We start from the raw sequence: 14950 nt of genomic DNA on the forward strand, positions 1-14950 counted from the left end.
AAGAATGTTTGAAACATCTAAGTTGAAATTTCACTATGACTGCTATATTCACCATAAAAAAACTCCGGCAGTAATCTGTCGGAGTTTTTACTTTCTATAATAACTAAAGTTTATTTCAATTCTGAAAGAAATGCTTTGATTCTGCGCATGGCTTCGATTAGTTTATCTTCAGAGGTTGCGTACGAAAAACGAATTGAGTTTGGATCACCGAATGATTCACCTGAAACGGTTGAAACATGAGCTTCACTTAACAAAAGCAAAGCTAATTCGTTAGCATCTTTAATTACTGTTCCGTTGTACGATTTTCCAAAGAAAGAACTTACATCAGGAAAGAAATAAAATGCTCCTTCAGGGAAGTTGGATTTCATTCCCGGGATATCTTTAATCAAATCATAAACAATGGCACGACGTTTTCTGAATGCCTCACGCATTTCATAAGTTGGAGTCATATCAGAAGTTAAGGCAGTAATTGCAGCGCGCTGTGCAATAGAACATGTTCCTGAAGTGATTTGGCTTTGCATTTTATCGCATGCGGCAGCTATTGCTTTAGTTGCAGCCATGTAACCCAATCTCCAGCCGGTCATTGCATAACCTTTTGAAAAACCATTGATGATAACAACACGATCACGAATACTATCAAACGAAGCGATGCTGTTATGCTCGGTACCAAAGTTAATGTGTTCGTAAATTTCATCGGAAATGATGTAGATGTCCGGATGTTTTTCGAATACTTTTACCAAAGCTGCTAATTCCTCTTTACTGTAAACCGAACCGGTAGGGTTACAAGGAGAAGAGAACATGAACACTTTTGATTTTGGAGTGATAGCGGCTTCAAGTTGAGCAGGAGTAATTTTGAAGTTGCTTTCAACCGTTGTTGCAATAAATACACTGGTACCTTCTGCTAATTTCACCATCTCTGAATAAGAAACCCAGTAAGGAGTGGGAATAATAACTTCATCACCTGGATTTACCAAAGTCATCACAGCATTAGCTAATGATTGTTTAGCTCCGGTTGAAACAACAATTTGATCAGCAGAATACTCAAGTCCGTTTTCACGTTTTAGTTTTCCTGCAATTGCCTGACGAAGGTCTAAGTATCCGGCAACCGGTGTGTAAAATGTATATCCTGCGTCTAATGCGCTTTTGGCTGCATCACATATATGTTTGGGTGTAGTAAAATCGGGTTCGCCAAGACTTAAATTAATTACGTCAACTCCTTTAGCAGTTAATTCTCTTGCCTTTTTTGACATAAGAATAGTAGCTGATTCCTCTAGTTTATTTATACGATCTGATAGTTTTAGGCTCATTTTAATACTTGTTTCAGGCAAATATAGATAATTTTCAACTTGTGTTTCATTCAATTTGAAAATAAAAATTTAATAATATTGAAAATATAATAACATATTGTTTTGTTTGTTGACAAAATTGTAAAACGGTTTGGCTTGTTTTACAATGATGCAAGCTTAGTTTGCTTTGATTCTGCGATCCCGGTTTATAATTTGATAAATTTGCAACATCAAAAACCTCTTGATTTGAGAAGCCCTAAGCGAATTATCCTCATAGCCATTTTTATATCGGTAATCCTAATGCTAGTTAAGTTTCTGGCTTATTTTCTTACCGCTTCAAATGTTATTTTAACCGATGCTGCAGAAAGTATAGTAAATGTTGTAGCGAGCTGTTTTGCTTACTACAGCATTCATCTGAGCTCCATTCCTCGCGATAAAAATCACCCGTATGGACATGGGAAAGTTGAATTTTTTGCGGTAGGAATTGAAGGTATACTCATCTTGATTGCCGGTATACTTATCATCATCAAATCAGGTTATTCTGTTTTTCAGCATCATCATATAACCAACCTTGGTACGGGTATTATTTTAGTTGCGATAACCGGACTTGTTAATTTTGTTTTAGGCTATATGCTTATACAATCGGGCAAAAAAAATAATTCAATTACGCTTGAAGCTGATGGAAAACATTTGATGACTGATGCTTACAGCAGTGCAGGGGTGATTGGCGGGTTGGTCATTATCAAGCTAACGGGCATTGTAATTATCGATAGCATTTTATCAATTATTATTGGAATTTATGTAATCTATAGTGGTTATAAATTGGTTCGAAAGTTTGTTGCAGGCTTGATGGATGAATCTGATTTTAAGTTGGTCGATAAAGTTGTTCATATTCTGAATATTAACCGAAGAGACGAATGGATTGATATACATAACTTGAGGGTTCAACAATATGGGCCTGATATGCATATTGATTGTCATCTTACCATGCCTTATTATTTTGAATTGAGCCAATCGCATGAACAGGTTCGTGCTGTCGAAGATCTAATACGGTCGGAAATAGGTGCTAATGTGGAGCATTTTATCCATGTAGATCCCTGCTTGCCCGAGTGTTGTCATTATTGCAGAATGAAAAACTGCCCTGTGCGAACAGAACCTTTCAGTAAAGAAGTAGATTGGACCATCGATATTCTGATGGAAAATCAGAAACACTTTTGAGGCCACAGTTCATGGTGTTTGTGCTGTTTTATCACATCCATACCATAGACTATCGACTATTAACAAATAACTTGATGTACAAATGACTACCATACAGAACCAAACAAAACGTTTTAATATAAGAGTTTATGGTATTTTAATAAATGATCGAAATGAAGTTTTGGTGAGTGATGAATGGGAGTACGGAATGGAGTTTTCTAAGTTTCCCGGTGGAGGTTTGGAGTTTGGTGAAGGTACAATTGAGGGCTTAAAACGTGAATTTCAAGAAGAATGCAACTGCGAAATTGAAGTTTTGAAGCATTTTTATACTACCGATTTCTTTGTAGAATCAATGTTTGGAACCGGACAACTCATTAGCATTTACTATCTGGTTAAGAATAGCTCAGCTTTAACTATTCGAATTGTTAAAAATGCCTTTGATTTTTTAGAAAAGACAGAACCTGCCCAATGTTTTCGGTGGATACCGTTAGAACGTTTATCTTCGGCCGATATGACTTTCCCTGTAGATAAACATGTGGCTGAAATGCTCAATCAAACTAAGTTTTAGTAATTTTCTCGCGAATCAAAAAGTATTTCGATCCATGTACAAAACATTGTCTGTCTTATTTCTTTTTCTTTCAACAACTGTAAATGCTCAATTACAAGGCAAACTGAGTGCTGCGGTTTCATTTATCCAAAATGACGAACAATTAAAATACGGTACATTTTCACTTACAGTATTAAACGCTTCAACGGGGAAGGAAGTGTTTTCATACAACCCTAATTTAGGTTTAGCACCGGCATCCACCTTAAAAATACTCACATCGTCAACTGCTTTGGCGTTGTTAGGCGAAAATTATACCTATAAAACAGAACTGCAATACAATGGAAACCTAATAAATGGAGTTTTAAAAGGTGCTTTAATTGTAAAAGGAGGAGGTGATCCTACTTTAGGAAGTTGGAGATATGAAAATACAAGGGAGGAAATCGTTTTAAATAGTTGGATTGAAGCCATTCGCAAACTTGGTATTAAGGAAATTGACGGTGATTTGTTGGCTGATGACCGTTTATTCGGAACGCAATCAATACCTGATGGTTGGATTTGGCAAGATATAGGGAATTATTATGGAGCCGGAAATTCAGCATTAACATGGCGCGAAAATCAGTTTAATATCTATTTGAAACCGGGAGTTACTGTTGGCGATTCAGTAACTATTCAACGAACAGAGCCCTTAGTTGATTACATTGAACTTATTAATGAATTAAAAACAGGGGAGAAGGGATCAGGAGATAATGCTTATGTGTACCTGCCTCCTTATAGCCGGGTAGCCTATTTGCGTGGAACTGTTGGTTTGGATGAGAAGAATTTTTCAATTTCGGGTGCAATTCCGGATCCAGGCTATGCATGTGTTTTCCGTATGAGAGCAGCCTTGAAAAATGCAGGAATTCTGGTAAAAGGAAATGTTTCTACTGCGCGACTTTACTCCGTCCAAAAACATCCATTCCCTCAAAATAATTACACTTTCTTTACCACAACTTCTCCTAAACTAGATAAAATCGTTTTTTGGTTGAATAAAAAAAGTGTGAATTTATATGGTGAACATTTGCTTAAAACTTTGGCACTAAATAACGGAAGGGAAGCAACTACTGATAATGGTATCAAAGTGTTGAAGGATTTTTGGAAAGCAAAAGGGATTGATGATAATGCCATTACTGTTTTTGATGGGAGCGGGCTTTCGCCGGCAGATCGTATTTCATCCTCGGTTATGGCTAATGTGCTGCTATTTGCCCGAAAACAATCGTGGTTCAACAGTTTTTACGCCAGTTTACCTGATTTGAACGGTATGAAAATGAAAGATGGTTACATCAATAATGTACGTTCATATGCCGGATATGTTACGGCTAAATCAGGAACTACATACGTGTTTTCCTTCATCGTAACTAATTTTAATGGCAGCCCGACTACCGTGCGACAAAAGATGTGGAAAGTGCTGGATGAATTAAAATAAAGCTTTACCCTCAATCGCTCTTCAATTGGAGAGGGATTGAGCTGAATAAATTTAATAACCCAATAACTTATAATAAATGACTTTAGCTGATCGCGATTTACAAGCAATATGGCATCCTTACACCCAAATGAAAACTGCCGCACCTCCAATTCCAATTGTAAAGGGTGAAGGCTTGTATTTAATTGATGAAAAGGGCAAGCGTTACATGGATATGGTTGCCTCTTGGTGGGTAAATATACATGGACATTCGCATCCCTACATTGCCGAAAAAGTTTTTGAGCAATTGAAAACGTTAGAGCACGTGATTTTTGCCGGATTTACGCATCCCGCAGCGGTTGAATTGGCTGAACGTTTATTAAAGATTTTACCATCTTCTCAGCAAAAAATCTTTTATTCAGATAATGGTTCAACAGCAGTTGAAGTAGCCTTGAAAATGGCGTTTCAATACTGGAACAATAGAGGTGCGGAAAAGAAAAAAGTGTTAGCATTTAACAACTCCTACCACGGCGATACATTTGGAGCCATGAGCGTAAGCGCCCGAAGCGCCTTTACTCAGCCGTTTGAAGGTTTATTGTTTGAAGTTGAATACATTGACGTTCCGACAAAAGATAATTTGGAAGCGCTTAAAGCGCGAGTTTCAGCAATTGGAAATCAAATCTCCTCCTTCATTTTTGAGCCCTTAATTCAGGGAGCCGGAGGAATGTTGATGTATGAACCTGAACCGTTGGATGCATTGATAAAGATGTGTCGTGAAAATGATATTTTAATTATTGCCGATGAAGTAATGACTGGTTTTGGTCGCACAGGAAAATTGTTTGCCAGTTATTACCTAACCGAACAACCCGATATGATGTGCTTTTCAAAAGGGTTAACCGGTGGAACTATGCCGTTGGGAATTACTTCTTGCGATAGTAAAATCTACGATCAGTTTCTTTCTGACGATAAAATGAAAACCTTGTTTCATGGGCATTCATTTACGGCTAATCCTGTGGCTTGTGCGGCATCATTAGCCAGTATGGATTTATTATTAAGTGAACAAACCCAGGATCAAATTGCGATGATCTGTCGCAAGCATTTGAAATTTGCTGAAAGCATTCGAAATCATGAGAAGTTGAAAGATGTCCGGGTTCGCGGAACGATTATCGCCATGGAGTGGAACACCGGAAATGAAACATCATATTTCAATAATCTTCGCGATGAGTTGTATAATTTCTTCCTTGCTGATGGCATAATCTTACGGCCATTGGGAAATATAATTTATCTTCTTCCTCCGTACTGCGTAACCGAAGAGGAACTGGATTTTGTTTACGGAAAAATTAAGGAAGCCTTAGCAAGGTTTTAGATTGGAAGGTAAAATAAAGCTTAAAAGCAGAAAACGAAAAGTTGTAGTAATGTAGTAATAAGATTAGATAAATGGTGAAATGTCAGATATTGATCTTTAATCTTTTGTCTTTCATCTTTGCTCTTTACTCTTTAATCTTACCTTTGTGCTTTATTTTTAAAATTCAACTTACATTATGGCAACCACATCCGATATTTCAAAAGGTGCTTTTTTAAGATACAATGGTGAACTGGTAATGATCACCGATTATACCCACATTACTCCAGGTAAAGGAAATGCCATTTACACGGTAAAGAGCCGTAACGTACAAACAGGCCGTCAGAGTGAGATCAGGTTTCGTTCGGGTGAGAAAATTGAGTTGGTAAGAGTGGAAACGCATGAATTGCAATACCTGTACCAGGAAAGTGATTCATTAATTTGTATGAATCAGGAATCGTACGAGCAAATTCCTGTACCGATGGCGCTTTTTGGCGATTCTTTGAAATACCTGAAAGAAAACACCATTGTACTTGTGAAATTTGATGATGAAGATAAACCGGTATATGCTGAACCTCCCACGTATGTGGAGTTAGAAGTTACCTATACTGAAAATGCCGTTAAAGGTGATACCTCATCGGGCAGAGTATTAAAAGCAGCTACCATAGAAACAGGAGCAACGGTAAACGTTCCTTTGTTTGTTGAAGCAGGTGAGAAAATTAAAATTAACGCCACAACCGGCGAATACATGGAAAGGGTTAAGTAAATCCTCTCAACTAAAAAAAACTCCCTATAGTTACTTGCTGTAGGGAGTTTTTTTATGCTTTTTAGGCATTGTTTAGCTTGAACGGAGTCGAGGCTTACTGAATACCTAACGACTTTAAAAAGGCTTCAGAATTAGGTTCTCTACCTAAAAAGTTACGAAGCATATCCATTTCCTCAATAGTAGAGGCTTTTTCTAAAATTTCTTTACGGTATTTAACGCCGGTTTTGGTATCCATTACTCCGTTTTTCTGAAATACAGAGAACATGTCTTGCGCAAAAACTTTCGACCATAAATAGCCATAATAGTTGGCTGCGTAACCATTTAAATGGCCAAAGCTACAGATGAAATGGCTGCCTTCCGGGTAAGGCATTTGCATCATAGAAGTGAAAAGATTTTTATCCACCTGAACTATACTCTGATCTTTATTGTTTTCATATTTATCTTCATAAGTAAGATCAAGCGTGCCTAAATAAACTTGACGTATAGAGAAAATAGCACTGCTTACATTTTGTGCTTTTTTCATTTTATTAAACAACGACTCCGGCAATTGAGCACCTGTTTTATAATTACGAGCCAGCATTTTCAATGATTCATATTCCCAGCACCAGTTTTCAAGGAATTGTGAGGGTGCTTCAGTAAAATCTCCTTTTACGTTAAAAGGTCCTTGTGCTGCAATATCCGAACGACCCAGCATGGAATGTACCAAGTGACCAAACTCATGAAACATAGTGATTACATCAGAATGATTTAGAAGAGAAGGTTCATTTGCATTACCTTCAGGGAAATTACAGATAAGTGCAGAAACCGGCAGTACTTCCTTTCCATCAGCTATTCTGTATTGATTAATTGGGAAACAGGCAAAATGGGTGTATTTGTTAGGTCGCGGGTATAGATCAAGATAGAAACTGCCTATTTTCTTTCCGTCTTTAAACATCTCATAGGTTTTTACTTTTGAATACCATTTGGGCACATTCGTTACTTCTTTAATGCCAATATTGAATAACTTTTCATACACCGAGAACATTCCTTTTATGGTATTATTCATTTCGAAATATTGTTTTACCTCATCAGTATTTAATTGATATTTGGTATCCAATAATTGCTTTTGGTAGTAAAGAAGATCCCAGTAATTAAAGGTGTCGGATAGTTCAGGGTTTAACTGTTTTTTGAGCTGCTTTAATTCATTCAGTTGTTCTGTAACATGAGGTGTTAATTTAGCTACCAGATCATTTTCAAATTTCCAGACATTAGCAGGAGTTGCCGCCATCTTGTCAACCAAAGCATATTCAGCAAAGCTTTTGAAGCCCAGCTTTAGAGCCAATACATTACGATAGTAGAAAAGGCTGTCAAGTACTTTAATGTTCTGAGGGTATGCTCGGTTATTATAATGCTGGTACATGGAACGTCTGGTAGCTTCATTTGGAGAATTGTACACTAGCGCAGTATAGTTGGGCCCGTTAACATACACCATATATTTTCCGTTAGCTCTTTTCCATGGTGCTATGGTATTTGCCGGGATGCCTTTTAAATCATCAGCACTGAACTCAATGCTGTCTTTTGACTCAGCAATATTTTTGTCGAACTGTGTACCTAAATCAATTAATTTTTTGTTGATGGCTTCTAACTCTTTTCTTCCTTTTGCATCGAGTTTCATCCCATTTTTCTCAAATGTTAAAATGGTTTCACGAAGAAACTTCTCTTGATTAGGATGTAATTGTTTAGCATCTGCAGAACCGGCATATTGCTTTAATGCTTTATAAAGTCCTTCATTTAAATAAAGATTGGTTGCATATAACGACAAGACTTCATTTTGATCATTGGCTGCATTTCGGGTTTTATCATCTGCATACGTTGAACTTATCAGACCCAATTTTATGCTCAGATCAGAAATGTTATACTGTAACTCGTCGGCAGCCATTAATGTGTTGGAAACGGTTTGCCCATTTTTAGGGACGGCAATGATCGCTTTTACGCGTGCATCTGATGCAGCAATTACCGATGACACCGCATTTTGTATCACATTTGCATTTACGTTATCGAATTGAATCGGAGCATTTGAATGTACCAATAACGGATTCGTAGTAGTTATAGTTTGTGCAAAGCCATTCGTTGCTAATGCCATAAACGCTGTTAAAACAAAGGGTTTTAGATGCATGTTTTGGGTTTTTAAAATTAGTATTTAAGTGATTATTGATTAGAAGATTTCTTTGACAGGGCGAAGTACGAAAAAAAGTACTTTCCAAACTAATTTTCTTTCAAGCTTCAATTAAAGCGTGCCAAAGGTAACTCATACCATACCTCAATTTCGTATCCGTCGGGATCATAAAATAAAACATAAGGTTCGCCAGGGCAGAATTCCCCTTGTTCCTTAATGATTCCCCCGGCATCTTCAACCTCCTTGACTACGTTTTTTATATCTTCAATATGGATTAACCGGAAACCAAAGTGAATGATGCCTCCTGTTTGAGCAAGTTGTATTTCTGACTGCTCAAATACAATGATATCATGGCTTCCGGGAGTTTGAACCTGAATAAATCCTTCAGCATTATACATCTCATCGGTTCCAAAAACCTTTTGGTAAAAGCGGGAAGAACGTTTAACGTCTTTCACTTTAAGTGCGATATGGGTTAAACCTCTGGTCTTGATCATTGGTTCTTTGAAAATATAGATACAAATTACCAAAGGTTTAGGAAAATTAAGACCTTTAAGGCTGTAATATTTTGTATTTCTGTGCCATGCCACCAACACTCATTCCTAATTCTTCGCTTTCTAACCTTCAGGCCTTCCTTGATTCAAAAGTTGAGCAATACAATCAACCGGTTTTTATTAACAACGACCCGATTTGTATTCCGCACTCATTTACAAAGAAGCAGGATATTGAGATCATGGGTTTTTGGGCAGCGATGTTGGCCTGGGGGCAAAGGGTTACCATTATTAATAAGTGCAAAGAGCTAATCAGTTTAATGGACGGCGCTCCGCATGATTTTATCGTAAATCATCAGGAACAGGATTTAAAACGCTTCCTGGAATTTAAGCATCGCACCTTTAACGCTACCGATACACTTTATTTTATAGCGTTTTTTAAAGAGCATTATCAAAAACACGAAAGTTTGGAAGCTGCTTTTTTAGGCAATGGAATAGAATCGAGCTTAACTAATTTCCAGGCTAATTTCTTTTCACTGCCCGATTATCCGCATCGTACGCGCAAGCATGTTACCAGTCCGCACAATAAATCGACCTGCAAGCGATTGAATATGTTTTTGCGTTGGATGGTGCGTAAAGATGATAAAGGGGTTGATTTTGGAATCTGGAATACGCTACAGATGAAAGACCTTATTTGTCCGCTGGATTTACATGTTGAACGGGTAGCTCGTAAAGTCGGACTGATAACCCGTAAACAGGTCGACTGGCAAACTGCCTTGGAATTAACCGAAAACCTGAGAGTCATGGATGTCAATGATCCTGTAAAATATGATTTCGCCTTATTTGGTTTAGGCATTGAAGAAAAGTTTTAATACCGATTATTCAATTGCGATTACACCGATTACTTGATTTAGTATCTTTGAGATGTTATTACATTCAGTAAATTCTATCGTTCCATCATTCATTCACTCGCTCATTTAAAAATTAATGCTTCAAACATCACCATATTCAGAAGATACTATTGTTGCTCTTGCTACTCCCAACGGCGTCGGAGCTATTGCCGTGATTCGTTTATCGGGGCCTGATGCTATAAAAATTGCGGGTTCTGTTTTTAGCGGGAAGGATCTTGAGCAACAGGCCTCTCATACTATCCATTTTGGAAATATCGTTGATGGTGATAAAATCATCGATGAGGTATTGGCAAGCGTTTTTATTGCGCCACGTTCGTACACCAAAGAAAATACTGTTGAAATTTCTTGTCACGCATCTCCCTACATCATCGAACAGCTGATTAAACTTTTTATTCGAAAAGGAGCGCGATCCGCAAAAGCGGGAGAATATACACTGAGGGCTTTTTTGAATGGACAACTGGATCTTTCACAAGCGGAAGCCGTGGCTGATTTGATAGCTTCAAAAAACGAAGCTTCGCATACTTTAGCCTTGCGGCAATTGCGTGGCGGTTATTCGCACGAGTTGAAAGCATTGCGCCAGCAGCTAATCGATTTTGCTGCTTTAATTGAACTGGAGTTGGATTTTGCCGAAGAAGATGTGGAGTTTGCCAATCGTGATCAGCTAAAAATTGTGATTCAGAGTATTCAAAAGGTGGTGCGTAAAATGATTACTTCCTTTGAATTAGGAAACGCGATCAAAAACGGTATTCCGGTTGTAATTTCGGGTAAACCAAACGTTGGAAAGTCTACGCTGTTGAATGCTTTATTGAACGAGGAACGAGCCATTGTTTCAGAAATTGCCGGTACCACCCGTGATACCATTGAAGATGAAATCAATATAGCTGGCATTACATTCCGCTTTATCGATACTGCCGGGATACGTGAAACCACTGACACCATTGAAGCAATAGGAGTGGAGAAAGCCTATGAGAAGATACGTCAGTCGGCATTGGTTATTTATTTATTTGATCCGGAGGAAACCTCAGCGGAGGAACTCAAATTAATTGTTGAAGAACTTTCGGCCCATACCGCCAAAGAATCCATTTTATTAATTGCCAATAAGCTGGATAAATTATCAGAAGAACGACTCAAAGAAGAGTATTCAGCTTTCGATAATTTGCTGATGATATCTGCCCGGGAAAAAGTGAATTTGGATCAGTTTACAGATACATTACTTCACAAAGCACACGTTGATCAGTTGAATAACGATGAGATTATTGTTTCCAACATTCGTCACGTGGAAGCACTGAATAATACCTATGAAGCTTTGGATGATTCCTTACGTTTAATGGATCAATCATTCGGAGGAGATTTGTTAGCGTTCGAAATCAAGCGAGCTCTACATCATTTAGGGCTCATCACCGGAACAATCAGTAATGAGGACCTGTTGGATTCTATTTTTACCAGGTTTTGTATTGGAAAGTAATCGTACAAAACAACCAAATAACAAGTTTATAGAAAACGCACTTTATACATATTAAAAGAATTATTGAGAAAGATAAAGGGCCTGGTGTTCAATTATTTGCCGATTGTTGGTCGAGGTTTTTCCTCCTTCCTTAGAGGAAATGATGATAGTAATTATTCGGTTCACATTGTAAATCAGGTGATTGATAAAATAGACAGGGCCAGACAAACGTCCTCATTTACCTTGGCGGTAATGGGCAGCCGAAAATCATATAACTCTCTGGGTTGCTCTTCAATATTCGAATTGGACATTTCTTTGGCATACAGGGAAACGACCAGTTTTTCAATCCAGAAAGCTTGCTACGCTCGGGCAGAACTTGTGGTTCGAAAGAGGCTTCTCGATCTATGGGTGCTTTTATGGAGAGTTCTCCGTGTTCGGTCTTTACTGCTGTTTTCTCTCCAAAACCATTACTGGAATTGCTGGTCCTGTGCCAAAGCCAACCGAGGAGCTCAGTTTGAGTTGAACTCTCTTGTATTACGTGAATTGTGTAAAAAGCGTATTGAAACCAGATTAATGATTTCCTAGTACCAAAAATTTTCTATGTTATATACTATGAAAATGGCAAATATGCGGTTTCTCCAGATTACATTGCAATCTTGAACCTGAACCCTGCCGATTTAAGACGTAGTTTTGTAAGAGCAGAACAATATCCCCGCATCACCCCTTCAAGATAAAAATCGTTACATGATTACAAAATATAATTTCGGCATGGACCCAAAGGAGTAGCAGTCTGGCTCCCCCCGTAGAATTAGATGATTAAAAACGACCAGCGTTCAATGCAAATTTTTCCATGTGAATGTTTGCTCTCTTTACCTATTTTTCCTACTATAAAATTATATTGTTTAATTGAAATCAAAATATAATATTGCAAAACATCACTATCTAAAAATAGCTTATGGGGTCTTTAGGATTTCGAACTATGGAAAGAAGAAAAAAAATAAAAGTGAAGAGTCTCAGAAAAACAATGAAAAAAATTCAAGGCATAACAATTTGAAAATTCTTTTATCTATTATAAAAATTATCTACAGATGAAAAAATTACAAATACTGTCCATATTATTACTTGCAGGTTTCCAATCCTTTTCCCAACAGGCTCTGCCCAATGTGCATATGAGTGCACAAGTATGCTACTATAATGGCAATAAAACAGAAAGGCAACAGGTTTTTACATTTAAGAATAACAAGTCTATCATTAATATAAATGATGCAATATGGAGTTGCGAAAAAACAGCAGATAATTCCTCATTAACAAAGGAAGAGAAGGCAATAACGTTTCAACTGGACAAAGGCCATGCGGAAAAAGCAGGGGTTGCCTTGAGTTTTTTAATTGATAACTGGAGTGTGGATAATTATGTCATTATGCCCTCCGCGGCCTACAACGGAAACCGTTTTAATATGTTGAATTACCACTATCCGCCTTTATTTAAACAAAAGGATTACAACAAATATTTACCGATAACTATCACCAATGTACCCCGGCTGAATAAAGAAGTTGGTGAATCTAGAATGGATTTAAACACCGGCGATCTGGCTACACCTGCTCTAGGCATTTATTTCCCTAAAACAAAAAGAGGTATTTGGATATTCACAGAACAAGCTACTGAACTGGGTAACAGTATATTTATTTTTAAAGAAAACGAGGCCCGAACTAAAGCCGAGTTTTCCATTGCAGCGCCTTGTGTAAGGGAAAAATATTATTCCATGACCAATTTGTCGCCTTCCAATGAAACAGGGGTGGATTTTAAACAGGGGGATAAAGTAACCATTCGTTATAAAGTTTACACATTCGACAATCTCTCTTCTCCCAAAGATTTAAACAATAAATACCTAAGTATCCGCAAAGCATTTGGAAGTTCTGAATATGTTAATCAGTTGCCTTTCAGTAAAGCGTTTGAACTGATGGAAAGACAGGAAAACGATTTGTGGAGTGCAAAGGATAGCTTGTACACATTGGGTGGTGAAGGTTGGAACATGAAATGGCAGTTAGGTTGGGTTGGCGGTTGCATGGTAACGCTTCCTTTAAGCGAAGTTGGGGGTGATTCATCAGCTGTCAGGTCTTTTGAAAACTATTATAAAATCATTACACAAAGCCAGGCAAAATCCGGCTTCTTCTATAGTTGTGGAAATGGTAAAGCATGGTGCAGCGACTGTTTCGGACAACCGCATCCTGACAATTTGCTTTTACTTCGCAAAAACGCCGATGCTTTATATTTTATTTATAAATATTGTTTTTCACAGAAAACAAAAAATCCAAACTGGCAAATGCCTGCTGAATGGAAAGCGCCAATGCAAAACTTTGTAAACGCTTTTGTAAAACTATGGCAGGAAAATCATCAATTTGGGCAGTTTATTGATATTGAAACCGGCGAAATAAAAGCAGGAGGTAGCAATAGCGCTGCTATGGCCATTGCAGGTTTGGCCTTAGCCTCAAAATATGAAAACAATCCGCAATGGCTGAATGTGGCAAAAGAGGCTGCCCGGTATTATTATAAAAACTTTACGGTGAATGGAATATCCTGCGGTGGCCCTAGTGAAATTTTGCAAAACAACGATGCAGAGTCAGCTTTTGCCATGCTCGAATCATTTGTTGCCCTATATGAAACTACCCAGGAAAAAGAATGGTTGAATTATGCTGAAGATGCTGCAGCTTTTTGTTCAACTTGGATGGTGAGCTATGATTACAAGTTTCCTGAATCTACTTTGTTTGGTCGGTTGGATATGAAAACTACCGGAGCTGTATGGGCCAGCACGCAAAATAAACATGGTGGTCCCGGCATTTGTACGGCATCCGGTGATTGCCTGTTTAAGTTGTACAGGGCTACCGGAAATAAATTATACTTAGGAATGGTGTTCGATGTAGCGCACAATATCATGCAATACATTGCACGTGCCGACCGGCCCATTAAAGCGCAGCATGTTGGCTGGATCAACGAAAGGGTAAACCTTAGTGACTGGGAGGGAAAAGAAAAGATCGGCGACATCTTTAAGGGAAACACCTGGGCGCAGGTTAGCGCCATGCTTACAGTAGCCCAGATTCCAGGCATCTACATCAATCCTGTAAAAAAAGAATTGGTAGTGTTTGATCATGTGGAAGCCAAACTGAATGGAAGCAAAATCACTATTACCAACCCTACAAAATTTGATGCGGAGGTTCGGGTATTTATAGACAACGACCCATCCAAAAATTACAAGCAGGGATTTATCAGTACCTGCCCGGTTGTTTCTATAAAAGCAGGCGAAACAAAAACAGTTGCATTTGCAGAGATCATATAATGAGAACGTATGACTCGTGCTTTGGATAATTTTAAGTTTTTAGA

Annotated in this window: 11 protein-coding genes; 8 read left to right on the plus strand and 3 right to left on the minus strand. The window is 38.0% G+C overall.

Features of this window, described 5'->3' with window-relative positions:
- Positions 1 to 110: 110 nt before the first annotated feature.
- The gene (locus FN756_RS10910; RefSeq protein WP_185955255.1) at positions 111 to 1307 is read right to left on the minus strand and encodes a pyridoxal phosphate-dependent aminotransferase; all 1197 of its coding nucleotides are present in this window, start codon (positions 1305 to 1307) and stop codon (positions 111 to 113) included.
- A gap of 225 nt (positions 1308 to 1532) precedes the next feature.
- Here FN756_RS10910 and FN756_RS10915 point away from each other — a divergent pair, with 225 nt between their 5' ends.
- The 5 genes from FN756_RS10915 to efp all read left to right on the plus strand — a co-directional run bounded on the left by FN756_RS10915 (position 1533) and on the right by efp (position 6576).
- A complete protein-coding gene (locus FN756_RS10915) occupies positions 1533 to 2504 on the plus strand; it encodes a cation diffusion facilitator family transporter (RefSeq protein ID WP_142604195.1) in 972 nt (323 codons plus the stop codon).
- An 82-nt stretch (positions 2505 to 2586) separates the two neighbouring features.
- The gene (locus FN756_RS10920) at positions 2587 to 3051 is read left to right on the plus strand and encodes an NUDIX domain-containing protein (protein WP_142604146.1); all 465 of its coding nucleotides are present in this window, start codon (positions 2587 to 2589) and stop codon (positions 3049 to 3051) included.
- A gap of 34 nt (positions 3052 to 3085) precedes the next feature.
- On the plus strand, positions 3086 to 4492 hold the full coding sequence (gene dacB / locus FN756_RS10925; RefSeq protein WP_142604147.1) for a D-alanyl-D-alanine carboxypeptidase/D-alanyl-D-alanine endopeptidase: 1407 nt from the start codon (positions 3086 to 3088) through the stop codon (positions 4490 to 4492).
- A 76-nt stretch (positions 4493 to 4568) separates the two neighbouring features.
- Positions 4569 to 5834, plus strand: coding sequence for an adenosylmethionine--8-amino-7-oxononanoate transaminase (bioA, locus tag FN756_RS10930; protein WP_142604148.1), 1266 nt, complete (start codon positions 4569 to 4571; stop codon positions 5832 to 5834).
- 175 nt (positions 5835 to 6009) lie between these two features.
- Positions 6010 to 6576, plus strand: a complete 567-nt coding sequence (gene efp, locus FN756_RS10935; RefSeq protein ID WP_142604149.1) for an elongation factor P — start codon at positions 6010 to 6012, stop codon at positions 6574 to 6576.
- 94 nt (positions 6577 to 6670) lie between these two features.
- Here the strand turns inward: efp and FN756_RS10940 are convergent, their stop codons facing one another.
- Positions 6671 to 8731, minus strand: a complete 2061-nt coding sequence (locus FN756_RS10940) for a M3 family metallopeptidase (RefSeq protein WP_142604150.1) — start codon at positions 8729 to 8731, stop codon at positions 6671 to 6673.
- A gap of 107 nt (positions 8732 to 8838) precedes the next feature.
- On the minus strand, positions 8839 to 9225 hold the full coding sequence (locus tag FN756_RS10945; protein WP_142604151.1) for a VOC family protein: 387 nt from the start codon (positions 9223 to 9225) through the stop codon (positions 8839 to 8841).
- An 86-nt stretch (positions 9226 to 9311) separates the two neighbouring features.
- On the opposite strand from FN756_RS10945, the gene FN756_RS10950 reads away from it, so the two are divergent.
- The 3 genes from FN756_RS10950 to FN756_RS10960 all read left to right on the plus strand — a co-directional run bounded on the left by FN756_RS10950 (position 9312) and on the right by FN756_RS10960 (position 14906).
- Positions 9312 to 10091, plus strand: coding sequence for a TIGR02757 family protein (locus tag FN756_RS10950; RefSeq protein ID WP_142604152.1), 780 nt, complete (start codon positions 9312 to 9314; stop codon positions 10089 to 10091).
- Between the two features lie 115 nt (positions 10092 to 10206).
- Positions 10207 to 11595, plus strand: coding sequence for a tRNA uridine-5-carboxymethylaminomethyl(34) synthesis GTPase MnmE (gene mnmE / locus FN756_RS10955; protein ID WP_142604153.1), 1389 nt, complete (start codon positions 10207 to 10209; stop codon positions 11593 to 11595).
- Positions 11596 to 12662: 1067 nt separating this feature from the next.
- Entirely contained in the window at positions 12663 to 14906 is a 2244-nt protein-coding gene (locus FN756_RS10960) for a hypothetical protein (RefSeq protein ID WP_142604154.1), read from the plus strand.
- Positions 14907 to 14950: the final 44 nt, after the last annotated feature.

Origin of the sequence: Solitalea koreensis (genome assembly GCF_900182575.1) — a bacterium.
GTDB lineage: Bacteria > Bacteroidota > Bacteroidia > Sphingobacteriales > Sphingobacteriaceae > Solitalea > Solitalea koreensis.

What these genes read in the sequence shown, in the direction of transcription:
- FN756_RS10910 (WP_185955255.1), bottom strand. Translation starts at nt 1,307, where the DNA reads ATGAGCCTAAAACTATCAGATCGTATAAATAAACTAGAGGAATCAGCT.
- FN756_RS10945 (WP_142604151.1), bottom strand. Translation starts at nt 9,225, where the DNA reads ATGATCAAGACCAGAGGTTTAACCCATATCGCACTTAAAGTGAAAGAC.
- FN756_RS10960 (WP_142604154.1), top strand. Translation starts at nt 12,663, where the DNA reads ATGAAAAAATTACAAATACTGTCCATATTATTACTTGCAGGTTTCCAA.
- bioA (WP_142604148.1), top strand. Translation starts at nt 4,569, where the DNA reads ATGACTTTAGCTGATCGCGATTTACAAGCAATATGGCATCCTTACACC.
- FN756_RS10920 (WP_142604146.1), top strand. Translation starts at nt 2,587, where the DNA reads ATGACTACCATACAGAACCAAACAAAACGTTTTAATATAAGAGTTTAT.
- mnmE (WP_142604153.1), top strand. Translation starts at nt 10,207, where the DNA reads ATGCTTCAAACATCACCATATTCAGAAGATACTATTGTTGCTCTTGCT.
- FN756_RS10940 (WP_142604150.1), bottom strand. Translation starts at nt 8,731, where the DNA reads ATGCATCTAAAACCCTTTGTTTTAACAGCGTTTATGGCATTAGCAACG.
- dacB (WP_142604147.1), top strand. Translation starts at nt 3,086, where the DNA reads ATGTACAAAACATTGTCTGTCTTATTTCTTTTTCTTTCAACAACTGTA.
- FN756_RS10950 (WP_142604152.1), top strand. Translation starts at nt 9,312, where the DNA reads ATGCCACCAACACTCATTCCTAATTCTTCGCTTTCTAACCTTCAGGCC.
- efp (WP_142604149.1), top strand. Translation starts at nt 6,010, where the DNA reads ATGGCAACCACATCCGATATTTCAAAAGGTGCTTTTTTAAGATACAAT.